Below are 26162 nucleotides of genomic sequence, written 5' to 3'. Positions count from 1 at the left end.
CGTCCACGAAGTCGAGAGGCGAGGTGTGCGGCGCTGAACAGCGCTCGCCACCTCGCCTTCGTCGTGTTGTGCGGCTGCGCTTCGCTTGCCGCCGGGCGGGGGCTCCGCCACCCGCACCCCCTGATGCCTTCGCTTCGCTCGGCAGCTGGGGCTGAGGCCGCGAGTACGGTTCCGAGCCGGGACTGATGCTACGGGCTGGCTCGGGCTGGTGTGGATTGCGATGGAACGGCGCGGGTCCGGGGCACATTGCCACCCACCCGCGCCGGGTACGCACCACAGCATCACCCACCCGACGCCGGCATGGCGCGGATTGCCATGGAACCGACCCAACACACCGCACACCACCACGGGTCCGACCTGGGGACGCTCCACACCACGGATCCGACCTGGGGACGCTCCACACCACGGACCCGGACTGGGCTCCACACCACCACCGAGCTGGCGCTGCCTGGTGCGGATTGCCACCGACCTGACGCAGCCCGGTTCACATCACACCGAGGTGCTCAGCGCGCTCGCGATCGCCGTCACGCCGCCGTACCGGCCCGGCGCGGACCTCGTGCGCATCGGATCGTGCAGGCCGAGGCAATTCAACGGATATCCGTTCGTGTTGCCCCTTCTCTGGTCTTTGCAAGGCCTTGGAAGGGGCTACACGAGGGGATATCCGCTCCGATGGGCCGCGGCCGGAGGGGCGGGGTGGATGGGAGGGGGCGGTCGCGTTTTGCGGCGGGGTTGGCTTTTGCGGAGGGTGGTTGCCGCGGAGCGGCAGTACGAGTGCGGAAAGAGCGGGGCGGCGGACCGCTGGCACTGACTAAGTCGGTGGCGGGCTGTTGGTTGGCGCTCAGGTGGTCGGGCGTGCGGGGTGCGTGCGGCGGTTGGTGAGTGGGGGCGGTCCGCGGGGAAGATCGGCTCGCAATGTGGCTTGTACAAGAGGTCTTGAGTAATTGCTGGGGAGCCGCGTTACGGATTAGGGAAAGCGGGAGGGCTAGTAGTAGCGGCGGAGGGTGGGCCAGAGGGTGGACCAGGGGGTGGTGGGGGCGTCGCAGAGGACTAGGGCGGTGCCGTCTTCTTCGTTGGGGGTGGGGTTTTGGACTGTGGTCAGTTGGTGGCAGTTGGGGAAGTGGGACTCGAAGCTGGGGGTTCGTTCTTGCTGGATGAGGAGGACTGGGCCGGTGGCCGTGTCGGACGGGTGTTCCCAGTCGGCGAAGCTCATGTGGGGGGAGTAGGCGAGGGGGAGGTTGTGGGCTGGGCCGTAGCGGCGGAGGGCGCCGGCTTGGCCGTAGTTGCCCGCGAGGATGGTGGCATTCGGGGGGATGACGGCGGCGACGGTGGTGGTGAGGTTCTGCCAGCCGATTTGTTCGCCTTGCTCCTTGTTGACGGGGAGGACGAACTCGACGGCGGAGACGGGGACGACCGGCAGCGTGAAGAGGGCGGAGGTTGCGGCGGTGAAGGTTGCGGCGACGACAGCCGAGACGCGATTGCGGTTGATCCAGCTGAGCGTCGGTTCGGCGCCGGCGGCGACCAGGACGTACAGGAGCGGTAGGGCGTAGTAGGACTTCCCGCCGACAGCCAGTACGGCGACGCACAGCACTGGATAGGCGAGTGCGACCGCACGTGGCCACTGGAGCTTCCAGAGTCTGCGGAAGCCGGCGATCCAGATGGGGAGCAGCACAGGCGAGAGCTGCAGGATCTGGAGCGGGATGAACATGATGCGGTTCTCGGTGCCGTCGTCCTCACTGATGCCGCCGGCGACGGTGAGCTGCGGCCAGTCGTGCTGGAACTGCCACAGCAGATTGGGCAGCGCGATCAGACCCGCGATGACGACACCCGCGAGCAGCCACCACGAGCGCAGTACCCGGCGTGGCCCGACGATCAGCAGGGCAACGAACAAGGCCCCGACCGGCAGCACGACCAGATACTTGTTCTGTAAGGCGATGCCGACGGTCAGGCCGAGCGCGAGCCACCAGCGGCGGTCGTCGGTGCGGAAGAGTTTGACGGCGAAGAACGCGATGAGCATCCAGGCGAGCAGGTCGTACGTCGCGGTGGAGACGATGTGGCCGACGCCGGGCAGGAAGCCGGAGATCGCGGCGCAGACCGCGGCCACGATCTGACCGCCGCGGCCGCTGCCGAACTCGCGGGCCAGCAGAGCGATCACGATCACCGTGGCAGCGCTGGCGAGTGTGGAGAACACCCGCAGACCCATCGGCGTATTGCCGAACAGCTCGGTCGAGATGCGTGCGATCAGCGGCGTCAGTGGCGGCTGGTCGACGTACCCCCAGGCGAGCTTCTCCCCGGCGACCAGGAAGTACAGCTCGTCCCGGTGATAGCCGTACCGACCCGACAGCGCAGTCAGTACGACGGCCAGCGCCCCGGCTACGGCGAGCACAGGACGGGCGGCGAAGGCACGAACAGCCGGAGTCATCCCCGAATGCTGACAGCCCAACCGGCTCAAGAACAGCTCAATTCAGCGCTGTCACGGAGGACCGGCAGTTCTTCGGGATGGTTTGATATGCCAACCGGGCAGTGAGGAGGCGGGCGGGTGCTGCTGTACGAGGAGATTTGTGCGCGGTTGCTCGACCAGATCCGCCGTGGCGCGCTGAGTCCGGGGGATCGGGTGCCTTCCGAGATGGAGCTGGCGGCTGAGTTCGAGGTCAGCCGGATCACGTCGAAGCGGGCCCTGGAGGTGTTGCGCGAGGCAGGGCTCGTCGAGCGGGTTCGGGGCAAGGGCACGTTCGTGGTGCAGCAGTTGCCGGACCTGTCCGAGGTGACGATGCCGCTGCGCGGACGGGTGGCCGCGCCCCGGCGAGCGGCCCGGACGATCGCCCTCGTCGTACCGGATCTGTCGGACTCCTACGGCCTCGAGCTGATGTGCGCGATCGAGGAGCGGTGTGCGGAGCACGAGACCTACTTGATCGTACGGCGGACGCACGGCCGGCAGGCGGATGAGGAGAAGGCCGTGGACTCGCTGGTGGCGACCGGCGAGGTGGACGGGCTGATCGTGTTCCCAGTGCACGGCGACTTCTACAACGCGAGCCTGCTGCGGCAGGTACTGGACGGCTATCCGGTGGTGCTCGTCGACCGGCACCTGTCGGGGATCCCGGTCTCCGCGGTCCACACCGACAACGTCGCGGCCGCGCGGGCGCTGACCAGCAAGCTGCTCGATCAGGGGCATGAGCACATCGCGTTCGTTTCGCCGCCGCCGGTCAACACGTCGTCGATCGAGGAGCGGCTCGAGGGGTTCCGCTCGGCCTTCCAAGGCCGTGGTCAGGCTTACGAGCTGACGGATTTGCGCAGCACGCTGCCCGGTTCGCTGCAGAGCGTGCAGGGCGATATCGACGCGATCCGTCAGTTCCGCGACCGGTTCCCGGAGGTGACGGCGTACTTCGCATGTGAGTACAACCTGGCGCGGATGACCGATCGTGCCCTCCGCGGCGAGCGCGTGGTCGCGTGCTTCGACTCGCCGGGCGACTCGATCGGCGGGCCGCCGTACCTGCATGTTCGGCAGAACCAGGGCGAGATGGGCCGTACGGCGGTCGACCTGCTGGTCGCGCGGTTGCGCGGCGAGACGGTGCCCAACCTGTCGTACGTTCCGTTCGAGATCGTGGACGCGGCGGACGATCACTGACTTTCGGCAGTACTGCGGGGGACCGGCGGCTGTGTAGCGTCGGCGGCATGAACTGGCGGCGCTGGGGCGATGTCGGCCTGTGGGCCGGCCTGAGCTTTCCGGTCCTCGGGGAGAGCGGTGCCCGGCACGATCCATGGTGGATCCAGGCGCTCTGCATCCTCGTGATCGGTACGGCGGTGGCGTTGCGCCGACGCCGGCCCCTGACCGCGCTGGCGCTCGTTTCCTGGCTGGAGAGCGCGATCTTGGCGTTCTCGGTGGGGACTACCAACGGTGTTCCGATCGCGCTGGTGTTCGCGATGATCCTGCTGAGCTACCTGGCCGGGCGCCGCGAAACGCAGGTCCGGCACTTCGCCATGCTGTGCAGCTGGACGTTGCTCGGCATGTTGGTGCTGTCGCTGGTGGTGCGGCCGGACGTGCAGGCGACTGAGGCGGTGCTGACCTGGCTGGTCATGCTCCTGCTCGCGTTGCTGCTCGTCGTGCTTCCGTGGCTGATCGGTCGGTATCGCGCTCAGCAGGCGTTGCTGGCTTCGGCCGGCTGGGAACGTGCCGAGCGGATCGAGCGCGAACAGCAGATGGCGGTCGCGCAGGAACGCCTCCGAGAGCGCTCGCGGATCGCTCAGGACATGCACGATTCGGTCGGCCACGAGTTGAGCCTGATCGCCTTGCGGGCGGCGGCTCTGGAGCTCGATCCGGCGTTGGGCGACGAGCAACGCCGCGCCGCGAGCTCGCTGCGGGAGGCGGCGGCCACGGCGACCGAGCGGTTGGGCGAGATCATCGGCGTACTGCGTGACTCCGAAGCGACGACCGTGCCGCGCGATGAGACGGTGGCGGCGTTGGTGGAGCGCGCGGCCGCGTCGGGGCTCGAGGTGGAGCTGATCGAGGAAGGCGATGCCGAGCTGGCGCCGATGGTCGATCGGGCGGTCCATCGGGTGGTGCAGGAGTCGCTGACGAATGCGAGCAAGCACGCACCCGGGGGAGCGGTCTCCGTGAAGGTCTCCCGCGGCGATCAAGTGACGGTGACGGTGGTCGACACCGGGCCCGCGCGGCCGGTCGCGCCGCAGACGCCCTCAGGTGGTCGCGGGCTCGACGGCCTCCGCGAACGAGTGCGATTGGTCGGCGGCACACTGCACGCGGGACCTCGCAGGATCGGTGGAGCAGAGCAGGCGGGATCCCGCGCGTCCGGCGGGACAGTGCACGCGGGGGCTGGCTTCGAGGTCCGAGCGGTCATCCCGCGCGCAGGCGGCCGCCCGGAGCCGGAGCCGCCCACCGAAGCCGGCGCTGCAGTCGAGCGCGACCGGGTACGCCGGAGCGCGCGGCGCGGCCTGGTCACCGCGGTCGTGGCACCGCTGGCGCTGGGCACGGTGATCGGTGTCGTTGCTCTGGGCTACTACCTCGTGACCGGTTACAGCTCGATCCTGCGCCCGGCCGCGTACGACGGCCTCACGCTCGGGCAGACCGAGAGCGACGTCCGCAGAGCGCTCCCTGCGATGGAAATGATCGACCCACCGTCGGAGAGGTTCACCCCGCCCAGTGATTGGGTGTGCCGGTACTACCGGCCCGCCGAACCGTTCTCGATCACCTACGTCTACCGGCTGTGTTTCGCCGGGGGCGTGCTGGTGGACAAGGCGGTCGTACAGAGTGGTTCGGTTCCGCCAACTCCGGAGAGCACACGATGATCAGGGTTCTGCTGGCCGACGACGAGCTGATGGTTCGCGCCGGGGTGCGCGCGATTCTCGGCACCGACGAGACCATCGAGGTCGTCGCCGAAGCAGCCGACGGTCTCGAGGCGATCGAGCTCGTACGGCGGCATCGGCCGGATGTCGCCGTACTGGACATCAGGATGCCGCGGATGGACGGGCTGGAAGCTGCGGCCGAGATCCGGCGGAGCGTCCCGGAGACGGCGGTCGTGATGCTGACGACGTTCTCCGAGGACGCTTATATCGCCCGAGCACTGGGCGACGGAGCGAGTGGGTTCCTGCTGAAATCCGGTGACCCGCGGGAGCTGATCGCCGGACTGAAGGCAGTTGCCGATGGCGCTGCGTACCTGTCGCCGAGGATCGCGCAGCGGGTCATCGCGGAGCTGAGTGGCGGATCGATGGCCCGGGCGGTCGCGGCCAAGGAACAGGTTGAGGTCCTGAGTCCGCGGGAACGCGAGGTGCTCGGCCTCGTCGGCGCCGGGATGTCGAACGCCGAGATCGCGCAGCGGCTGTTCCTGGTCGAGGGAACCGTGAAGGCCTACGTCAGTGCGATCCTGCTCCGGCTCGCCGTCAAGAACCGTGTCCAGGCCGCGATCGTTGCCTACGAAGCAGGTTTGGTCACCGCTTGATCGCTGGGCGTGGCAGGAAGCTGCGACGCTCCGGGTGGTGACGTGGCGGGGACACCCGGTCATGGGATAGTGGGACTTCCCGGGGACCTCACCTCCGGATCGACAGACAGCCTGTGGGGCGCACGCCGCCCCTTCTCACAGAATCGGGGACCAAGGTCGTGACCGACTCGCACAACTCCGGACAGCACAAAGACCGGGAAGCGGCGGCGGCCGAGGTCCGGAGAATGTGGCAACCGACGCCCTCCTGGACCCAGCCGGACCCGAACTCGGAGCCCGCGCCGGCCGACGAGGCGGCGGAGACCCCGGACGCGCTGTCCGAGGAGTTCCCCGGCGACTCGTGGTCGCGTCCCGCGGGTCAGGCCGCGCCGTGGGAGGCCAAGCCCGCGAGCCCGGCATCGAGCCAGCCGCAGCAGCCTCCCGTCCCGCCGCAGCAGAACCAGCCGCGCCCGGCGACCCCGTCGTGGACGCAGCCGGCCGCGGAGTCGACCGGCTCCTGGACGCAGCCGGCGCCCGAGAAGCCCGACTTCGAGGACGACGCCCCGGACGAGGTGGCCCAGACCGAGTCGGCGCTGACCAAGGAGGCGACCGGCGCGGTGCACGGCAGCCACGCCGCTCCGGTCGACGGCCCGGAAGAAGCTCCTGCGCACGACTCAGGTCCGGCCGGTGCCCCGGAGACGCCGGTGTTCGGCGGTCAGTCGTTCAACGTCTCCAACCAGGGCTTCACCCAGCCCCCGGCGGCTCCCAGTCACGCCGCTCCGCCGCAGGCGGGCCAGCCGCTGTCGCCCGCTGCACAGCACTTCTTCCCGCAAGGGATCCCGGGCCAGAACGTCCCGCAGCAGCGCGACGTCTCCTACCGGACCGACGAGCTCATGCAGGCGCTGCCGCTCCCGCGGGAAGCTCCGGCCGAGCGGGGTGTGCGCAGCGTGCTGCGGCTGCGCCCCGGTACCACGGAGCGCACCGAGCGGATCGCACGAGCGACCGCGGCGACCGCGTTCCGGCGGCCGGTCACGATCGTCGTCGCGAACCCGAAGGGTGGTTCGGGCAAGACCCCGACCACGCTGCTCCTTGCCGGTGCCCTCGGGCAGGCGCGCGGTGGTGGCGTCGTGGCCTGGGACAACAACGAGCTGCGCGGCAACATGCACCTGCGCACGCACGACACGAACACGCGGTCGACCGTCACGGACATGCTGCAGGCGATGCCGATGCTGACCCAGCCGGATGCCCGGCTCGGCGACGTCGCGGCGTACCTGCGGCACCAGGTGGCCGGTCAGTACGACGTACTGACGTCGGCGACGACGACGTACGCGCAGATCGAGGCCAAGGACTTCGACCAGATCCACCGGTTGCTGAGCCGGTTCTACAAGGTGCTGGTGATCGACACCGGCAACAACGAGGGCTCCAGCAACTGGCGCGAGGCGATGAAGGCGGCCGACGCCCTCGTCATCCCGATCAAGTGGAAGAGCCTGTCGTGCGCGGCCGCCGTACAGATGCTGGAGGAGCTGGACAACCAGGGTCCCGAGGCGCAGCGGCTGATCCGGCGCGCGATCATCGCGGTGTCGAACGGGCCGGGTGACGTGAACCGCGAGGTGGAGAAGCAGCTTCGCCCGTACTTCGAGTCGCGTGCGGCCGCGGTCGTGGACATCCCCACCGATCAGCACATCGCCGCCGAAGGTCCGCTCGACCACTCGGCGCTGCAGCCGGCCACCCGGCGGGCCGGCCTGGAGCTGGCCGCGAAGGTGTCCGAGCAGATCAGCATCGCGCTGAACGTCCCGCGCTAAGAGACAACAGCAAACTGCCCCCAACTCTTTGAGAGTTGGGGGCAGTACTTTTGTTCAGGCGACCAGCTCGGGCTCACTCTCGACCTCAGGTTGAGGGCGGCGCTTGGCGCGCTGGTGGCGCACCACCTCGACGATCAACGTCACCCCGAGGGCGAGACCGATCCCGAGGACGACGCCCTTGAGCGGGTTGTCCTCGAAGGCCTTGCCGCCGATGTAGCCGACGAGCGTGCAGTAGAGCGCCCAGGAGGCGGCAGCGAGGGCGGCGTACGGCGTGAAGCTGCGCAGGGGGTAGCGGACGCTGCCCATGGTGAGCGTGACCGCGGTGCGGCCGCCGGGGATGTACCGGGCGACGACCAGGATGAGGGCGCCACGCTCGCCAAGTGAGCGCCGGGCCCACTGGACGGCGGTATGGCGTTTGGTGCCGGGCTTGGTGCGGTCCAGGAGACGGCCGCCGGCGCCGCGGCCCAGCCAGTAGGAGATGTGGTCGCCGACGAAGGCGCCGACGGCAGCGACGGCGATCACCGCGAACAGGTTGGGTTCGCCGGTCGCGGCGGCGAAGACGCCGGCCGTGACGACGAGGGTTTCACTCGGCACGGCCGGGAAGAAACCGTCGAGGGTGGCGAAGGCGAACAGCACCAGGTAGATCCAGCCGGAGGACATCAGTTCTTCTGCGAAGTGGAGCAATGCGTCACCCATGCCTCGAACCTACGGACCCGGGATCCCTGCCCGCATCGGACGAGAGACCTGACCGACCCCCTACTTTCGTCAGGGGTGTCCGTACGCCGATACCATCTGACCGGGACCGGCGATGGGCCGGTCGTAGGCGGAGGAGTGCAACGTGTCGGAAGTCAAGGTCCATCTGGTCGGCGTCGAGGGCGAGGCTGAGCGGAGTGTGACCGAGACGACGACGATCGGGGAGCTGTTCGCCGAGATCTTCGGCCAGGACCGCTCCGCCATCGCCGCCCGCGTCAACGGTGAGCTGCGCGACCTGTCCGCTGTGGTCAGCGACGGCGACGAGATCGAGCCGGTCAAGGCCGGGTCGGACGACGGCCGCGCGATCATCCGGCACTCGACCGCGCACGTCCTGGCGCAGGCCGTGCAGGAGCTGTTCCCGGAGGCCAAGCTCGGCATCGGCCCGCCGGTCGAGAACGGGTTCTACTACGACTTCGACGTCGAGACGCCGTTCACTCCGGACGACCTCGGCAAGCTCGAGAAGAAGATGCAGCAGATCATCAAGGAGCGGCAGCGGTTCAGCCGCCGGGTGGTCAGCGACGACGACGCCCGCGAAGAGCTCAAGACCGAGCCGTACAAGCTCGAGCTGATCGGCATCAAGGGATCCGCGGCGGACGCGGCCGAGGGCGCGAGTGTCGAGGTCGGCGGCGGCGAGCTGACGATCTACGACAACATCCGGCGCGACGACAGCATCGCCTGGAAGGACCTGTGCCGTGGCCCCCACGTGCCGGCCACCGGGTACCTGGGCAACTTCAAGCTGATGCGGACGGCCGCGGCGTACTGGCGGGGTTCGGAGAAGAACCCGCAGCTGCAGCGGATCTACGGCACCGCGTGGGAGAGCCGGGACGAGCTCAAGGCGTACCTGACCCGGCTGGAGGAGGCCGCCAAGCGCGACCACCGCAAGCTGGGCACCGAGCTGGACCTGTTCAGCTTCCCCGACGAGATCGGCTCCGGCCTCGCGGTCTTCCACCCCAAGGGCGGCGTCCTGCGCAAGGTGATGGAGGACTACTCCCGCCAGCGGCACGTCGAGGACGGCTACGAGTTCGTCTACTCGCCGCACATCACCAAGGGCCAGCTGTTCGAGACCTCGGGCCACCTGGACTGGTACGCCGACGGCATGTACCCGCCCATGCACCTGGACGAGGAGCGCGGCGCGGACGGGCAGATCCGCAAGCAGGGCCAGGACTACTACCTGAAGCCGATGAACTGCCCGATGCACAACCTGATCTTCGGCGCCCGCGGCCGCTCGTACCGCGAGCTTCCGCTGCGGCTGTTCGAGTTCGGCACGGTGTACCGGCTGGAGAAGTCCGGCGTCATCCACGGCATGACCCGGGCCCGCGGCTTCACGCAGGACGACGCGCACATCTACTGCACGCGTGAGCAGATGCGCGACGAGCTGAAGAACCTGCTGACCTTCGTGCTCGGGCTGCTGGCCGACTACGGTCTGGACGACTTCTACCTCGAGCTGTCCACGAAGAACCCGGACAAGTTCGTCGGCTCCGACGAGGTCTGGGAGGAGGCGACCAACACGCTGCGCGAGGTCGCCGAGGGCTCTGGCCTGGAGCTCGTCCCGGACCCGGGCGGCGCCGCCTTCTACGGCCCGAAGATCTCCGTGCAGGCGCGCGACGCGATCGGCCGGACGTGGCAGATGTCGACGATCCAGCTGGACTTCAACCTGCCGGAGCGGTTCGAGCTGGAGTACACCGCGCCGGACGGCTCGCGGCAGCGTCCGGTGATGATCCACCGCGCGCTGTTCGGCTCGATCGAGCGGTTCGTCGCGGTCCTGGTCGAGCACTACGCCGGCATCTTCCCGCCGTGGCTCGCGCCGGTCCAGGTGATCGGCATCCCGATCACCGACGGCCACGTCGACTACCTGTACGACGTCGCCCGGCAACTCAAGGCGCAGGGGATCCGGATCGAGGTCGACGGCTCGGACGACCGGATGCAGAAGAAGATCCGGAACGCGCAGAAGGCCAAGGTCCCGTTCATGCTGATCGCGGGTGACGAGGACATGGCCGCCGGCTCGGTCTCGTTCCGGTACCGCGATGGTTCGCAGAAAAACGGCGTACCGGTTGCGGACGCGATCGCCGAGATCGTCGAGGCCGTGCAACAGCGCGTTCAGGTATGACGGGCGTCCAGGTATGACGGACACCCCGGAGTCGCCGTACCAGCCCGACGAGCTGGTGCGGCAGGACGGGGTGGGTGCGGCCGATCCGTTCTTGCGGTTGTGGACGCCGCATCGGATGGCCTACATCGAGGGTGAGAACAAGCCGACGACGCCGGATGCGGGGTCGGGATGCCCGTTCTGCCGGCTGCCTGGGTTGCCGGACGCGGACGCCTTGATCGTGCATCGGGCGGAGGCGGCGTACGCCGTACTGAATCTGTACCCGTACAACCCGGGGCACCTGATGCTCGTCCCATATCGGCATGTGGCGGACTACACCGAGCTGACAGACGCGGAGGTCTCGGACATCGCGGCGCTGACTCAGCAGGCGATGCTGGCGGTTCGCGCGGTGTCGGACGCACATGGCTTCAACATCGGCATCAACCAGGGCGAGATCGCCGGTGCGGGGATCGCGGGTCACCTCCACCAGCACGTCGTACCGCGCTGGTCCGGCGATGCGAACTTCCTGCCGGTGATCGGCCACACCAAGGTGCTGCCGCAGCTGCTCGGCGATACGCGGGCGTTGCTGGCGAAGGCCTGGCCGGTCTAACGCAGGAACAGCGGCATCATCGGGTCGACGATCGTGGTCAGCTCCTCAAGGCTGACCGCGCGCGGAGGGTTGGTGAGCGCGGTCACCCGTACGACGCGTCGGCCGCGCCGGAAGACGAGTTCGCCTTCCTCAGGCAGGTAGTAGCCGGGCCGGCCGATCGGCGCATTGTGCGGTGCCGGGACGTGCTGCGACTCGGGGATGGTCTTCTGGTCGAACGCCTCCACGATCGACACTGTGGCGTCGTACGTGCCCCAGATGCAGGTCACTGCGCCGTTCACGCGGTAGTCGCGACGCAGCTGAGCCGCGGCACCGATGAACTTCTCGGCCCCCGAGTTCGACAGCTGACACGTCGACTCGGTCTGCCGGGCCGACCGCAGCACTTTCGGTACGGCGTCCTTCGCGGCCAGCGCGATGGTGACGGCCTTGGCGCGGTCGAGCCCGTCCGCGCGACCCTGATCGATCCCGCCGGCCGGTGTGATGCGGACAGCGTGGTTCGCGGTGATGAACACGATCCGGGACTCGGTGATCTGTGCTTCCGGCCCGAGGTCGGTCAGCGGGGCGATGTGTCCGGCGCCGGTGAGGAGCCGGCCGAGCGCGTCCGGCTGGCGGGGGAGCGCGCTGACGCCGACCGTGACTTGGCGGCCCTCGACGAGGAGCATGCACAGGTCGAGGGCGGGCAGACCGCCGTCGTTCCAGGAGCCGGGGTTCGCGGTCACGGGGACGCTGAGGCGGGTGGTCAGTTCGCCGGCGATCGCCGTACAGACTTGGGGGCCGACGGCGGCGGATCGGCCGTCGAGGCCTTCGGCCTGCGGGGGAGCGACCACAGTCGGTACGCCGGCCGACGGAACCGGGACCGCGACCGGTGGTCGCGGGCGATCCGCGTTCCGGGCGACCGAACAGCCGGGCACAGCCAACGCGACGAGCACCGCGAACAGGGCGATCCGCATGCCTCACCTCCCGACAAGTGAGTCCAGGATCACCTGCTGAACGGTGGCTGTCACCCGATGGTGATCCGGCTCGACTACGATCACGGTCGCCATGCTTAACAGATTCCGGCATTTCTGGACCTTGGTGATCACGCCGATCGCCAACCTCCTGCTCAAACTCGGCGTGAGCGCCGACATGGTCACGCTGGTGGGCACCGTTGGGGTGTCCGCCGGAGCGTTGATCTTCTTCCCTCGCGGCCAGCTCTGGCTGGGCGCCGTGGTGATCACCTGTTTCGTCTTCTCCGACCTGATCGACGGCTACATGGCCCGCACCTCGGGCACGTCGTCGAAGTGGGGTTCCTACCTGGACTCCACGCTGGACCGGATCGCCGACGGCGCGATCTTCGGCGCGCTGGTGCTCTTCTACGCCAACTCCCGCGCGGGGGACTCGACGCTGATGGCGTCCGTCACGCTCTGGGCGCTGGTGATGGGCGCGGTGACGTCGTACGCGCGAGCCAAGGCCGAGAGCCTCGGCTACAAGGCGAGCGGCGGCCTGGCCGAGCGTGCCGACCGGCTGGTCTTCGTGCTGGTGACGGCGTTCTTCTCGGATGTCTTCAACCTGCCGATCCTGCTCGAGATCGTGATCTGGTACATCGCCGCGGCGAGCACGATCACCGTCGTCCAGCGCTCGCTGTCGGTCCGCAAGCAGGTGCTCGCCGACCCCAGCAACGCCGGTCTCGACACCCCGCCGCCGGCTCCGCCGGCTTGATGGACGGCCTCCGCCAGCGAGCCGTGGACCTCGCGTTCGCGCTCGCTTGGACCGTCGTACGCCGCCTGCCGGAGCGGACCGTCAGTTGGCTGTTCCGGCGCGCGGCGGATCGGACGTACCGCGGCAACGGTCGTGGGGTGCGGCGGCTGCGGAGCAATCTCGCGGTCGTCCGGCCGGAGGCGACCCCGGCCGAGCTCGACGACCTGACCCGGGCCGGGATGCGGTCCTACCTGCGGTACTGGCAGGAGGCGTTCCGGCTGCCGGACTGGACCGACGAGCAGATCGTCGGCCGGGTCCGCACGGTGAACGAGAAGCTCCTGCGCGACGCGTACGCCGCCGGTCGGGGCGTGATCTGCGGACTGCCGCACCTGGCGAATTACGACCACGCCGGCGCGTGGGCCGGGCGGACCGGGATGCCGGTGTCGACGGTCGCCGAGCGGCTCAAGCCCGAGTCGCTGTTCGACCGGTTCATTGCCTACCGCAAGAAGTTGGGCATGGAGGTGCTGCCGCTGACGGGTGGTGCCGAGGACGTCACCGGGGTCCTTGTGGACCGGCTGCGCGCGGGCGGCTTCGTGTGCCTGGTCGCGGACCGCGACCTGTCCGAGCGCGGCGTACCGGTGACGTTCTTCGGTCGGCCGTCGCGGATGCCGGTCGGTCCGGCGGCGCTCAGCCTGAAGACGGGCGCGCCGCTGATCCCGGCGACGCTGCACTACGACGGACCGGACCTGGTGATCACGTTCCACGACGTCGTCGAGCCTGAGGGTGGAGCCGCCGCGATGACGCAGCGTTGCGCCGACGCCTACGCGCGGGGGATCGCTGAGCATCCGCAGGACTGGCACATGCTGCAGCGGATCTTCCTCGAGGACTAGCGCACGTGCAGCCCGAAGCCCGTGCGGCCAGTGGGCTCCAGACCGTCCTTCAGCTGTAGCGACGGGATCTCGTAGTCGCCGAAGTTTTGGCGCCGGAACGCGATCGGTGCGGTCGAGTCCAGGGTCAGCAGCCGGTGCGTCCAGGCCTTGGCGACATCGGGGAACTCCTCGTCGGTCATCCGGTCGGTGCCGTAGAGCACGAACGGCGGGAGCACCTCGAGGCCGGGGTAGTAGAGGATCCCGTGCTGGATCGGGAACAGCAGATCGTCGATCGGTCCGTTGATCCCACGCTCGGAATAGTGCGATTCCGGGCCACCGGCGGTCACCGACAGCATCGCCCTGCGGCCGGCGAGAGTGCCTTCCCCGAAGCGCTCGCCGTACTTGGTGGCGCTGTGCTCGCCGACGCCGTAGGCGAAGTGGTAGGTGAAGACCCGGTCCACCCAGCCCTTGAGGATGGCGGGCATCGAGTACCACCACAGCGGGAACTGGAAGATGATCGTGTCCGCCCACAGCAGCTTCTGCTGCTCGGCGCGGACGTCGGGGGTCAGCGTGCCGCTGTCGAAGGCCCGGCCCGAATCCCGGGGGACCTGCAACGGGCTGGAGGCGGCCGGGCCGAAGTCTGCCGCGTCCACGGCCGCCTTCCAGTTCATCGCGTACAGATCGCTCACCAGGACGTCGTGTCCGGCGCTCTCCAGCGTGGCGACCGCCAGGTTCTTCAGGGAGGCGTTGAGCGACTTCGGTTCGGGGTGGGCGTAGATGATCAGTGTCTTCATGGCTCGATTCTGGGCAGCGCGGCGCCCGGTATTCAGGGGCGCGAGTTCCGTCGGTCCGGAGTTCCTGGTATTGGCAGGACCACCCTTGGCCGGCCCGGCCGTGGCAATAATGGGCGCATGGACGATCTGGCGAGCTTCTTGCGAAACCGCCGGGCGCGCGTCGTACCGGCCGAGGTCGGGATCGCTACCGACACCCGCCGCAGGGTCGAAGGGCTGCGCCGCGAGGAGGTCGCGCACCTTTCCGGCGTCAGCGTCGACTACTACGTGCGGCTGGAGCAGGGGCGCGCCACGCAGCCCTCGGAGCAGGTTCTCGACGCGCTGGCCCGCGTCCTCGGACTCGACGCGACCGAGCGCGAGCACCTGGACCGGCTCGCCCGCCGGCCACGCCGTCGTACCAAGCCGCCGGCCGGGAAGGTACGGCCCGAGCTGCAGCGGATGCTGGATCTGGTCGCCGGTGCGCCCGCGATGATCATGAACCACCGCACGGACGTGCTCGCCGGGAACAACCTGGCCGCCCTCCTGTTCGGCCGACCGCTCCCCGAGCTGAACACGGCCCGGCACCTGTTCCTCGAGGAGGACGAGCGCGGCCTGTACGCCGACTGGGACACCTGCACGCTCGACGTGGTCGGCCACCTGCGGCTGTCCGCCGGCAAGTACCCCGACGATCCCCGGCTGGCCTCGCTGATCGGCGAGCTGGCGATGGGCAGCGACCGCTTCCGCCGGCTCTGGGCCCGCGCGGACGTGTGCGCCCGCACCCACGGACCCAAGCGCTATCGGCACCCGCTGGTCGGCCGGCTGGATCTGCACCAGGAGACCTTCGCCGTACCGGGCGAGTCCGGGCTGGAGCTCGTGGTCCTGTCCGCCGCGCCCGGCACTCCCGCCGAGGACGGACTGCGCTTGCTGGCCGGTTTCGCCGCCGGGTGACAATCGTTCCGTGAGGATCGGCGTGGTGTGCCCGTACTCGCTGGGCATGCCCGGCGGTGTGCAGAACCATGTCCGCGACCTGGCCGAGGCGCTGCTCGACCTCGGCCACGACGTCTCGGTGCTCGCACCGGTGGACGACAACGAAGTCCCCCTGTACGTCGTCTCCTCCGGACGCGCGGTCGGGGTCCCGTACAACGGGTCGGTCGCCCGGGTGACCTTCGGACCGCGGACCGCCGCGCGGGTGAAGACGTGGCTGGCCGAGGGTGACTTCGACGTCGTCCACGTGCACGAGCCGACGACACCGAGTGCGTCGATCATCGCGCTGTGGTCGGCCGAAGGCCCGTTCGTCTCGACGTTCCACACCTGGCAGGTCCGGTCGCGCGCGATGAGTGCGGCGTCGAGTCTGTTGCGTCCGGCGCTGGAGAAGATCGACGCCCGGATCGCGGTCTCGGAGAACGCGCGCTCGATGATGGTTCAGCATGTCGGCGGCGAGGCAGTGGTGATCCCGAACGGTCTGTACACCGCACGCTTCAAGGGCAGCCCGCGCAAGGAGTGGCAGGGCGACGACGGCACGATCAGCTTCCTCGGCCGCCTCGACGAACCCCGCAAAGGCCTCGGCGTGCTGCTGAAGGCTGTGCCTGCACTCGTCGCGGCGCGGCCGCACCTGAAGGTACTGGTGGCCGGTGCCGGGCAGGCGGACGAAGCCTGGCGATCGCTGCCCTTCTGGTGCCGCGACAACGTGCTCTTCCTCGGCATGGTCGACGACGAGGCCCGCGCCGACATGCTCGCCGGCTCCGACGTGTACGTCGCTCCGCACCTCGGCGGCGAGAGTTTCGGCATCGTCCTGCTCGAGGCAATGGCCGCCGGCGCCCCGGTCCTGGCCAGCAACCTGCCCGCCTTCCGTCAAGTCCTCGAGCACGGCCGCCTCGGCGACCTCTTCGAGCCCGGCGATGTCCCGGCCCTCACGAACCGCGTCCTGCACCTGCTCGCGTCCCCCGAGGAGCGCGAACAACTCCGGTCCGCCGGACTGACCGCCGTACAGCGGTATGACTGGTCGGTCCTGCTGCCCGAACTACTCGCCGTCTACGAACTCGTCGCCCGCCGCTGACCCGTTTCAGGTAGCGAAGGACACGTAGTGGTCGGCGGGGAGGGGCCCGCCACGGCGTGCGGGTGGGTCCGGGGGCCGCTTGGCGGGGACTGCTACGTGTCGTTCGCTACACAGCCGCCGCCGAGCGCGGCTTGCAATCGACCTTGTGCAAGAGTTCTTGTCTAACTGCTGGCGCGAGCGCTAATCAGAGGGAAAGCGAAGAGCGAACGGTCAGGTCAGCTTGGCGGCGACTGCCTTGATTTCGTCCAGGTCACCGGAGTGCGGCTGCCAGGGGAGGACCATCGGGTCGTTCGGGTAGCGGGGGATGACGTGCAGGTGGGTGTGGAAGACGGTCTGCCAGGCGTCGGGGCCGATGCAGCTGAGCAGGTTGGCGCCGGTGGCGCCGTCGAGGCGGTCGATGACGCGGGTGATCAGGGACTGGGCCAGCAGGGTGATGGCGGTGAGGTCTTCGGCCGCGGTCTCGCGCAGGTCCGTGGAGTGCGCGCGCGGGATGACCAGCAGGTGGCCCGGGGTCGCGGGGGCGATGTCCATGAAGGCGATCGCGCGGTCGTTCTCGCCGACCTGGGTCGACGGAATGGTTCCGGCCACGATCCCGCAGAAGAGGCAGTTCTCGCTCATCCGGACAGGCTATACACTGCGCTCGCCGAAGCTGTCACCCCGAGGAGCCCGATGCCGGACGATCTGTTGCGCCCGAGTGTGGGCTCCGGGGTGGACCCGGCGGCGCGCCCCTGGCCGCTGCTGAACGTGGCCTACATCGCGGTGCTCGGCGGGGTGCTGCCGATCACCTGGCTGGCGTTCGTGAACAGCGGGCGGCTCGGCGTCAGCGACGCCAAGCGCGGGCTGATCGTGGTGATCGGGCTGGCCGGCGTGGTGATCGAGTTCTTCGCGGTCGGGCTGCTGAATCCGGCCGGTGACCTGTCGTGGGTCGCGCTGGTGCCGATGCGGATCATCGCGGTGCTCTGCTACTACTTCCAGTGGCGCCTGCAGCGGCCGAGTGATCGGGTGTTCCAGCTGAGCGGCCGGGAGTACGGGACAGGCTTCGGGTTCGGCAACCTGGCGATGGTGGCGATCGGCGTGTTCACCGAGCTGATCATTGCCGTGGTGGCGAGCTCATGAGCGACGAGCTGCTGCGGCCGACGATCGCTGCCGGGGTTGACCCGAAGGTGCAGCCGTGGCGGCTGAACTCCCAGGCGTACGTCGCCTTCTTCGGCGGTGTGATCGCAGCAACGATCATCGCCTGGCTGAACAGCGGCCGGCTCGGCGTTGAGCGCGGCAAGCGCTGGCTGATCGTGGGGACCGGCGTACTGGGGCTGGCCGTGGTGGTCACGCTCTTCGCGGTCCTCAACGACGACGGCGAGCGCACGCAGAGCCTGCGCATCTTCGTCCGGGTGATCGCGGTGCTGTGCATCCTGGCCCAGATGCGCTGGCAGCGGCCCATGGACCGGGCGTTCCAGCTGCGTGGTGCCGACTACCACTCGATGTGGGTGCTCGGCCCGATCCTGACTGTTGGCTGCGCGATTGCCGAAGCCCTCCTCCTCGCCCTGGTGGTGTCGCTGTGAACGAGCCGACCGAAGCCCGCCTGCAGATGGCCGGTCACTGGCTGCAGATCGGTCATCCCGAACGCACCCTGGACGAGCTCCAGGGACTGTGGGGCGACGCGGCCGTGGACTATCGCGCGTACCTGTTTCGCGGGGCCGCGTTGCATCAACTCGACCGGCATGCCGAGGCGATCGACGTACTGAAGGATGGGCTGGCGCTGCACGGGCCGTTCCTGCCGCTGCTGCAGGTGCTCGGGTCGGCACTGCGATCCGAGGGGCGGCTGCCCGAGGCGGAGGCGGCGTACCTGCAGGGATTGAGCCTGGATCCCAACGATCCGGACCTGCTGATCGGCTATGCGCGCGTCTGTCTGACAGCCGGGCAGGCCGAGAAGGCGAGCGCGCTGGTCGAGCGGGCCGCGTCGCACGCGCCGGAGAGCGCGGTCGTGTCGGCGGCGCGGGCGGAGGTTGCCTTCGCGCTCGGCAAGGACCGCGACATGCGCAAGCACAGCACCGAGGCGTTGGCACACGATCCCGAGGATCCGCACGCTCGCGCCCTGCACGGTACGGCGTCGATCCTCACCGGCGACTCGCGGTCGGGCTACAACTCGCTGGCCTCGGCCGCCGCCTCGCAGCCGGGCGACCGGGACCTCACCGAGGCCGCCCGCGCAGCCAAGCTGCTGAACCATCCGCTGATGCTGCCGCTGCGTCCGTTCCAGCGCTTCAACCCGCTGGTCGTCTGGATCGGCGCGGTCGCGATCATCTACGGCCTCCGCATCGCCGGCCTCGCGCCGCTGTCGTTCGTCTTCGCGATGGGCTGGCTGGCGTTCTGTATCTACTCCTGGGTGGTGCCGCCCCTGCTCCGCCGCTGGCTCAACCGAAGGTGGGGAGCATGAACGAGCGCATTGACGCGCTGCGCAAGGCCGTCGAGGCGAACCCGGACGATGTGCTGCTGCGGCTGGTGCTGGCCGAGTCGCTGGCCGGCGCCGAGCAGACCGAAGAGGCGCTCGACCAGTACGTCGTACTCCTCGACAAGGACGGTCTGCCGGAGGACCAGTTCGTGCCGGTCGGGGAGTTGGCTGCGGCCAACGGGCGGCTCGCGTTGTTGCGCAACCTGCTCGAGGCAGCTCGGCAGAAGGGCGTCGTCGAGGGCACCGGGCGGTTGCAGCAGCTCGTCGACGACATGATCGCCGAGCGCAGCGGAGTCAAGATCAAGGTCGGGCCGGAGTCGGACGAGACGCCGTTCGCGGCCGACACCCTGAAGGAGACCACGACCTTCGACCAGGTCGGCGGCATGGAGGAGATCAAGCGGGTCATCCACCGGATGGTGATCCTGCCGCTCAGCCGCCCCGAGCTGTACGAGAAGTACGGCCGCAAGTCCGGCGGCGGAGTGCTGCTCTACGGTCCGCCGGGCTGCGGCAAGACGCTGCTGGCCCGCGCGACCGCGGGGGAGTGCGGACTGCCGTTCATCAACGTTCGCATCGAAGACGTGATGGACCCCTACCTCGGCGTCTCCGAGCGTAACCTGCACGCCGCGTTCGAGCGGGCTCGCGCTAATGCGCCGTGCGTGTTGTTCCTCGACGAGCTGGACGCCCTGGCGTTCGCCCGGCACAAGCACGGTGGTTCCGAGGCGCGCCGGCTGGTCGACGTACTGCTGCAGGAGCTGGACGCGATCGGCTCCGAGAACGACGGCTTATTGGTGCTTGCGGCAACCAATGCACCGTGGGACGTCGACGAGGCGATGCTGCGGCCCGGCCGCTTCGACCGGGTGATCTTCGTACCGCCGCCGGACGAGCCGGCCCGCGCCGACATCCTGAACGTGCTGGTGAAGGACGTGCCGGCCGACGGGCTCGACCTGAAGGCGATCGCCGGACAGACGCCGATGTTCAGCGGCGCCGATCTGCGCGCGCTGATCGAGCGCGGCGTCGACCGGGTGATCGACGAGGCGCTGGCGAGCGGTGGCGAACCGCCGCTCGCCATGCATCACCTCGCCGGTGTCCTGAGCACGGTGAAACCGTCCACGCTGGACTGGCTGCACCGCGTCCGCTCGTACATCGAGTTCGCCAATCAGAGCGAGCGGTACGACGACGTCGCGTCGTACCTGAAATCTCGCGATGTCCGCCGGAGGCTGAACCGCGACACCAAGGGCTAAGCCTTGACCTTCGACGCGGCTGAGTCCGGCATCGGTTCGTAGCGGGCGAACTGCCGGCTGAACGTCGCGGCACCGTGGGACAGCGACCGCAGGTCGATGGCGTAGCGGGTGATCTCCACCTGTGGCACCTCGGCCTTCACCAGCGTGCGGTCGTCGCCGACCTTGTCGGTCCCGAGCAGCCGCCCGCGCCGGCCGGACAGATCGCTCATCACCGGGCCGACCAGCTCGTCCGGCACCAGCACCGAGACCAGGTCCACCGGCTCGAGCAGGTTGACCTTGGTGGCCGCCGCGGCTTCGCGCAGGGCGAGCCCACCGGCCATCTGGAACGCCATGTCCGACGAGTCCACGCTGTGCGCCTTGCCGTCGAGCAGCGTGACGCGGATCCCGACCATCGGGAAGCCGGCCGCGCAGCCCTTCTCCATCTGCGCGCGCACGCCCTTCTCGACGCTCGGAATGAACTGCCGCGGTACGGCGCCGCCCACCACCTTGTCGACGAACTCGAACTCCGGCCCGCCGGGCAGCGGTTCGACCTCGATATCGCAGACGGCGTACTGGCCGTGGCCGCCGGACTGTTTCACATGTCGGCCGTGCCCCTTGGCCTTGCCGCCGAACGTCTCGCGCAGCGGTACTCGCAACTCCACGGTGTCCACCGTCACGCCGTACCGGTTGGCGAGTGCGTCCAGTACGACGTCGGAGTGCGCCTCGCCCATGCACCACAACACGATCTGGTGGGTCTCGGGGTTCTGCTCGATCCGTAGCGTCGGATCCTCGGCGGCCAGTCGCTGCAGGCCGACACCGAGTTTGTCCTCGTCGGTCTTCGCGTGTGCCTGGATCGCGATCGGCAGTAACGGCTCGGGCATCGTCCACGGCTTGAGCAGCAGCGGGTCGGCCTTGTCGGACAGCGTGTCGCCGGTCTCGGCGCGGGTCAGCCGCCCGATCGCACACAGATCGCCCGCGATCACCGTGCCGGCCGGTCGCTGCTGCTTGCCCTGCGGGAAGGAGAGCGTGCCGATCCGCTCGTCCTCGTCGTGGTCCTGATGGGTGCTGCCGTCGCCGAAGAAGGACGTGAAATGGCCCGACACGTGAACCGTCGTGTCGGGCCTGATGGTGCCGGAGAACACCCGCACCAGGCTCACCCTGCCGACGTACGGGTCCGAGGTCGTCTTCACCACCTCGGCGAGCAGCGGGCCGCTCGGGTCGCAGGTCAGTCCCTTGCGCGGTACGCCGTGCGGCGTGAACACGTCGGGCAGTGGGTGCTCGGGCGGTGACGGGAACGCGCTGGTCGCGACCTCGAGCAGCTCGTGGGTGCCGACCCCGGAGCCGCTGCAGACCGGCACGACCGGGAAGAACGAAGCCCGCGCGACCGCGCGTTCGAGGTCGTCGATCAGGACCTTCTGGTCGATCTCCTCGCCGCCGAGGTAGCGCTCCATCAGCGACTCGTCCTCGGACTCCTCGATGATCCCCTCGATCAGCGTGCCGCGCAGTTCGTCGTACGTCGGGTCCGGGGTGGACAGCAGGCCGATCAAAGCGTCGTCGGTCGGCAGGTAGAGCGGCAGCACCTTGTCGCCGAAGGCGGTCTGCGCCGCGGCCAGCGCGTTGGCGTAGTTGGCTCGGGCGTGGTCGAGTTTGGTGATGACAACTGCCCGCGGCATGCCGACCTGAGCGCACTCCTGCCAGACCGCTCTGGTCGGCTCGTCGACACCCTCGTTGGCCGCGATCACGAACAGCGCGCAGTCGGCCGCGCGGAGTCCGGCGCGCAGTTCGCCGACGAAATCGGCGTACCCAGGGGTGTCGATCAGGTTCAGCTTGATGCCGTTGTACGGCAGCGAGGCCAGCGCGAGCCCGACCGACCGCTGCTGCCGGGCCTCGGCGTCGTCGTAGTCGCAGACCGTCGTACCGTCCAGGACGGAGCCGGGTCTGGACAGGACGCCGGCGGCCACCAGCAGGGCCTCGACGAGCGTGGTCTTGCCGGAACCCGAGGGTCCGACGAGCACCACGTTACGCAGGACGGCCGGGCTGTCAGCCGCGGGCGCGGCTCCGGCGGCGTTGGACTTGGAAGCGATCGTCCGGTCGGCCATGACGTACCTCCTGGGTGATCCAGAATTCCCCCATCGGAGTCTTTGCACAACCCCATCGGGCGGCCTCCCACGGACGGACCCCGGCGCTCGATAGTGTCGCGGGCATGCGTAGGGCACTCGGGGTCGTCATCAGCCTGCTCGTCACCACACTGGCGCTGGCCGGCTTCGCGCTGCCCGCGTCGGCCGCGGCCGGGGACGAGGTCCGCTCCTTCACGATCGACTACACGGTGCGGCCGGACGGTGTGCTGCAGGTCAAGGAGACGATCGCCTACCACTTCGGCAGCTATGGCCGGCACGGCATCTACCGCGACCTGGTGATCCGCGAGCCGTGGCTCGACGACCGGTCGAAGGATCAGAAGTACGAGGTCTCGAACATCGATGTCGACAGCCCGACCGGAGCGCCGGCCGCCTTCGACACCGAGACGACCAAGGAGAACGGCGACCGCGACCAGATCCTCCGGATCAAGATCGGCGAGGAGAACAGCACCGTCCGCGGCGTGGAGGCGACGTACGTGATCACGTACGACGTTCGCGGAGCACTGCGGCACTTCACCGACCACAGCGAGCTGTACTGGGATGCGACCGGCTCGGCCTGGGAAGCGCCGATCGAGCAGGTCACGGTCAACGTCACCGTCCCGCAGGACGTGCAGCGGGTGGAGTGCTTCACCGGCCGGCGCGGCTCGACGGCGAAGTGCCCGCAGAGTTCGGTCGTAGCGGGCAAGGGCGTCTTCCAGGCGAGCGGCGTCGCGCCCGGCGAGCAGCTGACGATCGTGGCCGGGATCAAGGCCGGCGCGGTGCAGAACGACGCCCCGATCGTGGTCGACCCGCCGGACTGGCTGCAGCGCAACGGGCTGAACCTCCCGGCGCTGATCGGGTCCGGCCTGGTCAGCCTGCTCGCGCTGATCGGCGCCGTGGTCTACGCGAAGACCGGCAACAAGGATCAACGGTTCGCCGGGATGCCTCCGGGGACCTTCCCGCCGGGCGGGATGACCGTCGTACCGGAGAAGAACACGCTCGACGACGATGACCTGCCGGTGGCGTTCGCGCCGCCGCGGATCCCGGTGGCCGAGGCAGGGCTGCTGATCGACGCGAAGGCCAACACGACCGAGGTCGCCGCGACGCTGATCGACATGGCGGTCCGCGGCGGCGTCCGGATCGAGAACGACGGCACCGACCGCCTGGCCCGCCTCGTGGACCCCAGTGTGGCGACCGCGCCGCACGAGCAGGCGCTGATGCAAGGCATGTTCCCCGGCCTGGTCCCCGGTACGTCGCTCAAGCTGGAGCGACGGGCGGTCGGCGACACCTCGATGGCCGAGACGGCCACCGCGATGCTGAACGCGCTGCGCGATCAGGTGGCGCAGCGCGAGTGGTACACCCGTCTGCCGTCCAAGATCGGCACCCGCGGCGGCTCGGTCTTCAAGTCGGGCACCGGCTGCGGCTGCATGCTTCTGATCGCGTTCTGGGTCTTCGGCGCCGGAATCGCCGGTACGGCGACCGCGGCCTCGACCGGTGGATTCGGCCGGGCCGTGGTGATCGCCGTACCGGTGCTGGCGGTCATCATCGCGATCGCCACTTGGGTCCGGATCCGCGGTCGCGGCCAGCGCACGCCGGCCGGGCGCGCAGTCAGCGACCAGGTGATCGGCTTCCGGAAGTACCTGGCCACGGCCGAGGCGGACCAGCTTCGCTTCGAGGAGGGCGAGGACATCTTCAGCAAGTACTTGCCCTGGGCGATCGCCTTCGGGCTGGCGGACCGCTGGCAGAAGGTCTGTCGCCAGCTCGTCGAGGCCGGCCGGCTGACCCCCGACCCCTACTGGTACGTCGGCCCGTCGTACTACACCTCGGGCTGGACCGCGGGCAACGTGAGCTCGACCGTCGCACAGACGTTCTCGCCGCCGCCCACTCCGTCCAGCAGCGGCGGTGGTGGCGGTAGCTCGTCCGGATTCAGCGGCGGATCGTCAGGCGGTGGTGGCGGAGGCGGTGGCGGCGGGTCGTGGTGATGCTGGTGCGCAGAGCACTCGGAGTTCTGGCCTGCACACTGCTTTCCGCTGTTGCCGTTGCGGCTCCCGCTGCTGCGGTGCCCGGTGACTGGGTCACGCGGCTGAAGATCGACTACTCCGTCACGCCCGACGGCGTACTGCAGGTGCAGGAGACGATCGACTATCACTTCGCCGAGACCGGTCGGCACGGGATCTACCGCGACCTGGTGATCCGCGAGCCGTACCCGGCAGCCGACGGCAAGGACCAGCGGTACGACGTCTCGAACCTCCAGGTGTCGGAGAAGTTCACCACCTCGACGACGAAGTCCAACGGTGACCGCGACGAGGTCCTGCGGATCAAGATCGGCAGTGCGAACAAGACGCTGCACACGCAGGACGCGACGTACCGGATCAGCTACGAGGTGCGCGGTGCGCTACGGCACTTCGCCGACCACAGCGAGCTGTACTGGGACGCGACCGGTTCCCGCTGGGACGCCATCCTGAAGCAGGTCGAGGTCGGGGTCACCGTCCCGGGCGGTGTGCAGCGGGTGCGGTGCCTGACCGGGCCGACCGGATCGACGCAGCAATGCTCGACGGCACGCATCGCGGGCGGCAAGGGCTTGTACGCCGAGGCCGGGCTGGCGGGCGATGATCAGGTCACGGTAGTGGCGGGCATCGCCGCCGGAGCGGTCCGTAACGACGGCCCGATCATCGTGGACCAGCCGGGCTTCCTGGACCGCAACGGCCTCAGCATCCCGGCGGTCATCGTGTCGGCGCTGATCACGATCGCCGCCTTCGTCACCCGCAAGCTCTACCTGCTGCGTGGCGGCCGCGACCTCCGGTACGCCGGGCTGCCGCCGGGCACGCTGCCGACCGGCGCGGGAACGACAGTACGGGACACCCTGACCGACGACCAGATTCCGGTCGCGTTCGCGCCGCCGCGGATTCCCGTCGCCGAAGGCGGCCTGCTGCTCGACGCGAAGACCGGTTCGACCGAGCTCGCCGCGACGCTGATCGACCTCGCCGTCCGGGGCGCGCTCCGGCTCGACAACAGCGGCAAGAAGCGGAAGGCGGTGCTGGTCGATCCGGACCTGGCCACGGCACCGCACGAGCGGCGGCTGCTCAAGGGACTCTTCCCCGCGCTGAAGCCTGGCCAGGAAGGCCTTCTCGAGCAACGTAAGCCCGGTGACAACTCGCTGGCGAAGGCCGCGAACGGGACCGCCAAGGCGATTCGCGTCCAGGTCGAGCAGCGCCGCTGGTATGTGCGGATGCCCGTCCCGTCGCAGGAAGGCTATCCGTATCTCGGCCTCTGGCTGGTGACCGGCTTCTTCGCCGTGATCGGCGGGATCATCATGATCATCGCCGTGGTGCAGCACGGGCTGCCGAGCTGGGGCGGACGGGTCGCGGCAGTGGCCGTTCCGGTCATCGCACTACTGAGCCTTTGGATCACGGTGGTCCGCAGGCGCCGCAAGGGTCGCCGGTCCGCCGCAGGACGCGCGGTGGCTGATCAGCTGATCGGTTTCCGCAAGTACCTGACCACGGCCGAGGCGGACCAGCTCCGGTTCGAGGAGGGCGAGGACATCTTCAGCAAGTACTTGCCCTGGGCCATCATCTTCGGCATCGCCGATCGCTGGCAGCAGGTCTGCAAACAGCTCGTCGCCGCCGGCCGGCTCACGCCGGATCCGGGCTGGTACGTCGGCCCGTCGTACTACGAATCGAGTTGGTCGCCGAGCCTGATGACCAGCGCGGTGACCAGCACGTTCAGCGAACCGGCCAGCCCGTCGACGAGCAGCGGCGATGGCGGCGGCTCGTCGTCGGGCTTCTCCAGCAGCAGCTCGTCCGGAGGCGGCGGTGGCGGTGGAGGCGGCGGATCCTGGTAG

22 protein-coding genes are annotated in these 26162 nt (G+C 69.2%); 16 read left to right on the top strand and 6 right to left on the bottom strand.

Translation table 11 applies throughout. The features are described 5' to 3' along the window. Positions 1–982: 982 nt before the first annotated feature. Positions 983–2419: a glycosyltransferase family 39 protein gene (locus ABZS29_RS37710; protein ID WP_355469733.1), complete on the bottom strand. Its 1437-nt coding sequence runs from the start codon at positions 2417–2419 to the stop codon at positions 983–985. 117 nt (positions 2420–2536) lie between these two features. Between ABZS29_RS37710 and ABZS29_RS37705 the strand changes: the two genes are divergently transcribed. The 4 genes from ABZS29_RS37705 to ABZS29_RS37690 all read left to right on the top strand — a co-directional run bounded on the left by ABZS29_RS37705 (position 2537) and on the right by ABZS29_RS37690 (position 7726). Then, on the top strand, positions 2537–3622 hold the full coding sequence (locus ABZS29_RS37705) for a GntR family transcriptional regulator (RefSeq protein ID WP_355469731.1): 1086 nt from the start codon (positions 2537–2539) through the stop codon (positions 3620–3622). Positions 3623–3669: 47 nt separating this feature from the next. Next, positions 3670–5298 (top strand): histidine kinase, encoded by a 1629-nt coding sequence (locus ABZS29_RS37700; protein WP_355469729.1) that lies wholly within the window; start codon positions 3670–3672, stop codon positions 5296–5298. Next, positions 5295–5948 carry a response regulator transcription factor gene (locus ABZS29_RS37695; protein WP_355469727.1) on the top strand — a complete coding sequence of 218 codons (654 nt, stop codon included), beginning with the start codon at positions 5295–5297 and terminating at the stop codon, positions 5946–5948. The genes ABZS29_RS37700 and ABZS29_RS37695 overlap by 4 nt, the downstream gene beginning before the upstream one ends. A gap of 158 nt (positions 5949–6106) precedes the next feature. After that, positions 6107–7726, top strand: a complete 1620-nt coding sequence (locus ABZS29_RS37690; protein ID WP_355469725.1) for an AAA family ATPase — start codon at positions 6107–6109, stop codon at positions 7724–7726. Between the two features lie 54 nt (positions 7727–7780). Here ABZS29_RS37690 and ABZS29_RS37685 read toward each other — a convergent pair whose 3' ends face one another. Next, positions 7781–8422 carry a DedA family protein gene (locus ABZS29_RS37685; RefSeq protein ID WP_355469723.1) on the bottom strand — a complete coding sequence of 214 codons (642 nt, stop codon included), beginning with the start codon at positions 8420–8422 and terminating at the stop codon, positions 7781–7783. Positions 8423–8564: 142 nt separating this feature from the next. On the opposite strand from ABZS29_RS37685, the gene thrS reads away from it, so the two are divergent. Both thrS and ABZS29_RS37675 read left to right on the top strand, forming a co-directional pair. Beyond that, a complete protein-coding gene (gene thrS, locus ABZS29_RS37680) occupies positions 8565–10586 on the top strand; it encodes a threonine--tRNA ligase (protein ID WP_355469721.1) in 2022 nt (673 codons plus the stop codon). A gap of 13 nt (positions 10587–10599) precedes the next feature. Beyond that, the gene (locus ABZS29_RS37675) at positions 10600–11172 is read left to right on the top strand and encodes an HIT domain-containing protein (protein ID WP_355469719.1); all 573 of its coding nucleotides are present in this window, start codon (positions 10600–10602) and stop codon (positions 11170–11172) included. Here ABZS29_RS37675 and ABZS29_RS37670 read toward each other — a convergent pair. Then, positions 11169–12119 carry a hypothetical protein gene (locus tag ABZS29_RS37670; RefSeq protein WP_355469717.1) on the bottom strand — a complete coding sequence of 317 codons (951 nt, stop codon included), beginning with the start codon at positions 12117–12119 and terminating at the stop codon, positions 11169–11171. The genes ABZS29_RS37675 and ABZS29_RS37670 overlap by 4 nt on opposite strands. A gap of 91 nt (positions 12120–12210) precedes the next feature. Here ABZS29_RS37670 and pgsA point away from each other — a divergent pair, with 91 nt between their 5' ends. Together pgsA and ABZS29_RS37660 are read left to right on the top strand one after the other, a co-directional pair. After that, complete coding sequence (pgsA, locus tag ABZS29_RS37665; RefSeq protein WP_355469715.1) at positions 12211–12867, top strand: phosphatidylinositol phosphate synthase; 657 nt, start codon at positions 12211–12213, stop codon at positions 12865–12867. Next, positions 12867–13736: a phosphatidylinositol mannoside acyltransferase gene (locus ABZS29_RS37660; RefSeq protein WP_355469713.1), complete on the top strand. Its 870-nt coding sequence runs from the start codon at positions 12867–12869 to the stop codon at positions 13734–13736. The genes pgsA and ABZS29_RS37660 overlap by 1 nt, the downstream gene beginning before the upstream one ends. Here ABZS29_RS37660 and ABZS29_RS37655 read toward each other — a convergent pair. Next, complete coding sequence (locus ABZS29_RS37655) at positions 13733–14509, bottom strand: NAD(P)H-dependent oxidoreductase (RefSeq protein ID WP_355469711.1); 777 nt, start codon at positions 14507–14509, stop codon at positions 13733–13735. The two genes, ABZS29_RS37660 and ABZS29_RS37655, sit on opposite strands and share 4 nt — an antisense overlap. Positions 14510–14626: 117 nt before the next feature. On the opposite strand from ABZS29_RS37655, the gene ABZS29_RS37650 reads away from it, so the two are divergent. Continuing rightward, positions 14627–15433, top strand: a complete 807-nt coding sequence (locus tag ABZS29_RS37650; protein ID WP_355469709.1) for a helix-turn-helix transcriptional regulator — start codon at positions 14627–14629, stop codon at positions 15431–15433. 10 nt (positions 15434–15443) lie between these two features. Continuing rightward, positions 15444–16541, top strand: coding sequence for a glycosyltransferase family 4 protein (locus ABZS29_RS37645; RefSeq protein WP_355469707.1), 1098 nt, complete (start codon positions 15444–15446; stop codon positions 16539–16541). A 210-nt stretch (positions 16542–16751) separates the two neighbouring features. On the opposite strand, the gene ABZS29_RS37640 is transcribed toward ABZS29_RS37645, so the two are convergent. After that, on the bottom strand, positions 16752–17159 hold the full coding sequence (locus ABZS29_RS37640) for an HIT family protein (RefSeq protein WP_355469706.1): 408 nt from the start codon (positions 17157–17159) through the stop codon (positions 16752–16754). A 51-nt stretch (positions 17160–17210) separates the two neighbouring features. Here ABZS29_RS37640 and ABZS29_RS37635 point away from each other — a divergent pair, with 51 nt between their 5' ends. Genes ABZS29_RS37635 through ABZS29_RS37620 form a run of 4 tightly spaced genes read left to right on the top strand, consistent with a single transcriptional unit; the run spans position 17211 to position 20228 of the window. Then, on the top strand, positions 17211–17657 hold the full coding sequence (locus tag ABZS29_RS37635; RefSeq protein ID WP_355469704.1) for a hypothetical protein: 447 nt from the start codon (positions 17211–17213) through the stop codon (positions 17655–17657). Next, entirely contained in the window at positions 17654–18100 is a 447-nt protein-coding gene (locus ABZS29_RS37630) for a hypothetical protein (RefSeq protein WP_355469702.1), read from the top strand. Before ABZS29_RS37635 ends, ABZS29_RS37630 begins: the two co-directional genes overlap by 4 nt. Further along, positions 18097–18972, top strand: coding sequence for a tetratricopeptide repeat protein (locus ABZS29_RS37625; protein WP_355469700.1), 876 nt, complete (start codon positions 18097–18099; stop codon positions 18970–18972). The genes ABZS29_RS37630 and ABZS29_RS37625 overlap by 4 nt, the downstream gene beginning before the upstream one ends. Then, positions 18969–20228: a tetratricopeptide repeat protein gene (locus tag ABZS29_RS37620; RefSeq protein ID WP_355469698.1), complete on the top strand. Its 1260-nt coding sequence runs from the start codon at positions 18969–18971 to the stop codon at positions 20226–20228. Before ABZS29_RS37625 ends, ABZS29_RS37620 begins: the two co-directional genes overlap by 4 nt. Here ABZS29_RS37620 and ABZS29_RS37615 read toward each other — a convergent pair. Next, positions 20225–22306 carry an elongation factor G-like protein EF-G2 gene (locus ABZS29_RS37615; RefSeq protein WP_355469696.1) on the bottom strand — a complete coding sequence of 694 codons (2082 nt, stop codon included), beginning with the start codon at positions 22304–22306 and terminating at the stop codon, positions 20225–20227. The genes ABZS29_RS37620 and ABZS29_RS37615 overlap by 4 nt on opposite strands. 104 nt (positions 22307–22410) lie before the next feature. Here ABZS29_RS37615 and ABZS29_RS37610 point away from each other — a divergent pair, with 104 nt between their 5' ends. Both ABZS29_RS37610 and ABZS29_RS37605 read left to right on the top strand, forming a co-directional pair. Then, a complete protein-coding gene (locus ABZS29_RS37610; RefSeq protein WP_355469694.1) occupies positions 22411–24303 on the top strand; it encodes a DUF2207 domain-containing protein in 1893 nt (630 codons plus the stop codon). A 5-nt stretch (positions 24304–24308) separates the two neighbouring features. Beyond that, positions 24309–26162: a DUF2207 domain-containing protein gene (locus ABZS29_RS37605; RefSeq protein ID WP_355469692.1), complete on the top strand. Its 1854-nt coding sequence runs from the start codon at positions 24309–24311 to the stop codon at positions 26160–26162.

Origin of the sequence: Kribbella sp. NPDC005582, from assembly GCF_040605415.1 — a bacterium.
In the GTDB taxonomy this organism is placed as follows: domain Bacteria; phylum Actinomycetota; class Actinomycetes; order Propionibacteriales; family Kribbellaceae; genus Kribbella.
The sequence above is the reverse complement of the archived record's forward strand: the minus strand, read 5'-3'. Positions and strand labels throughout refer to the sequence as shown.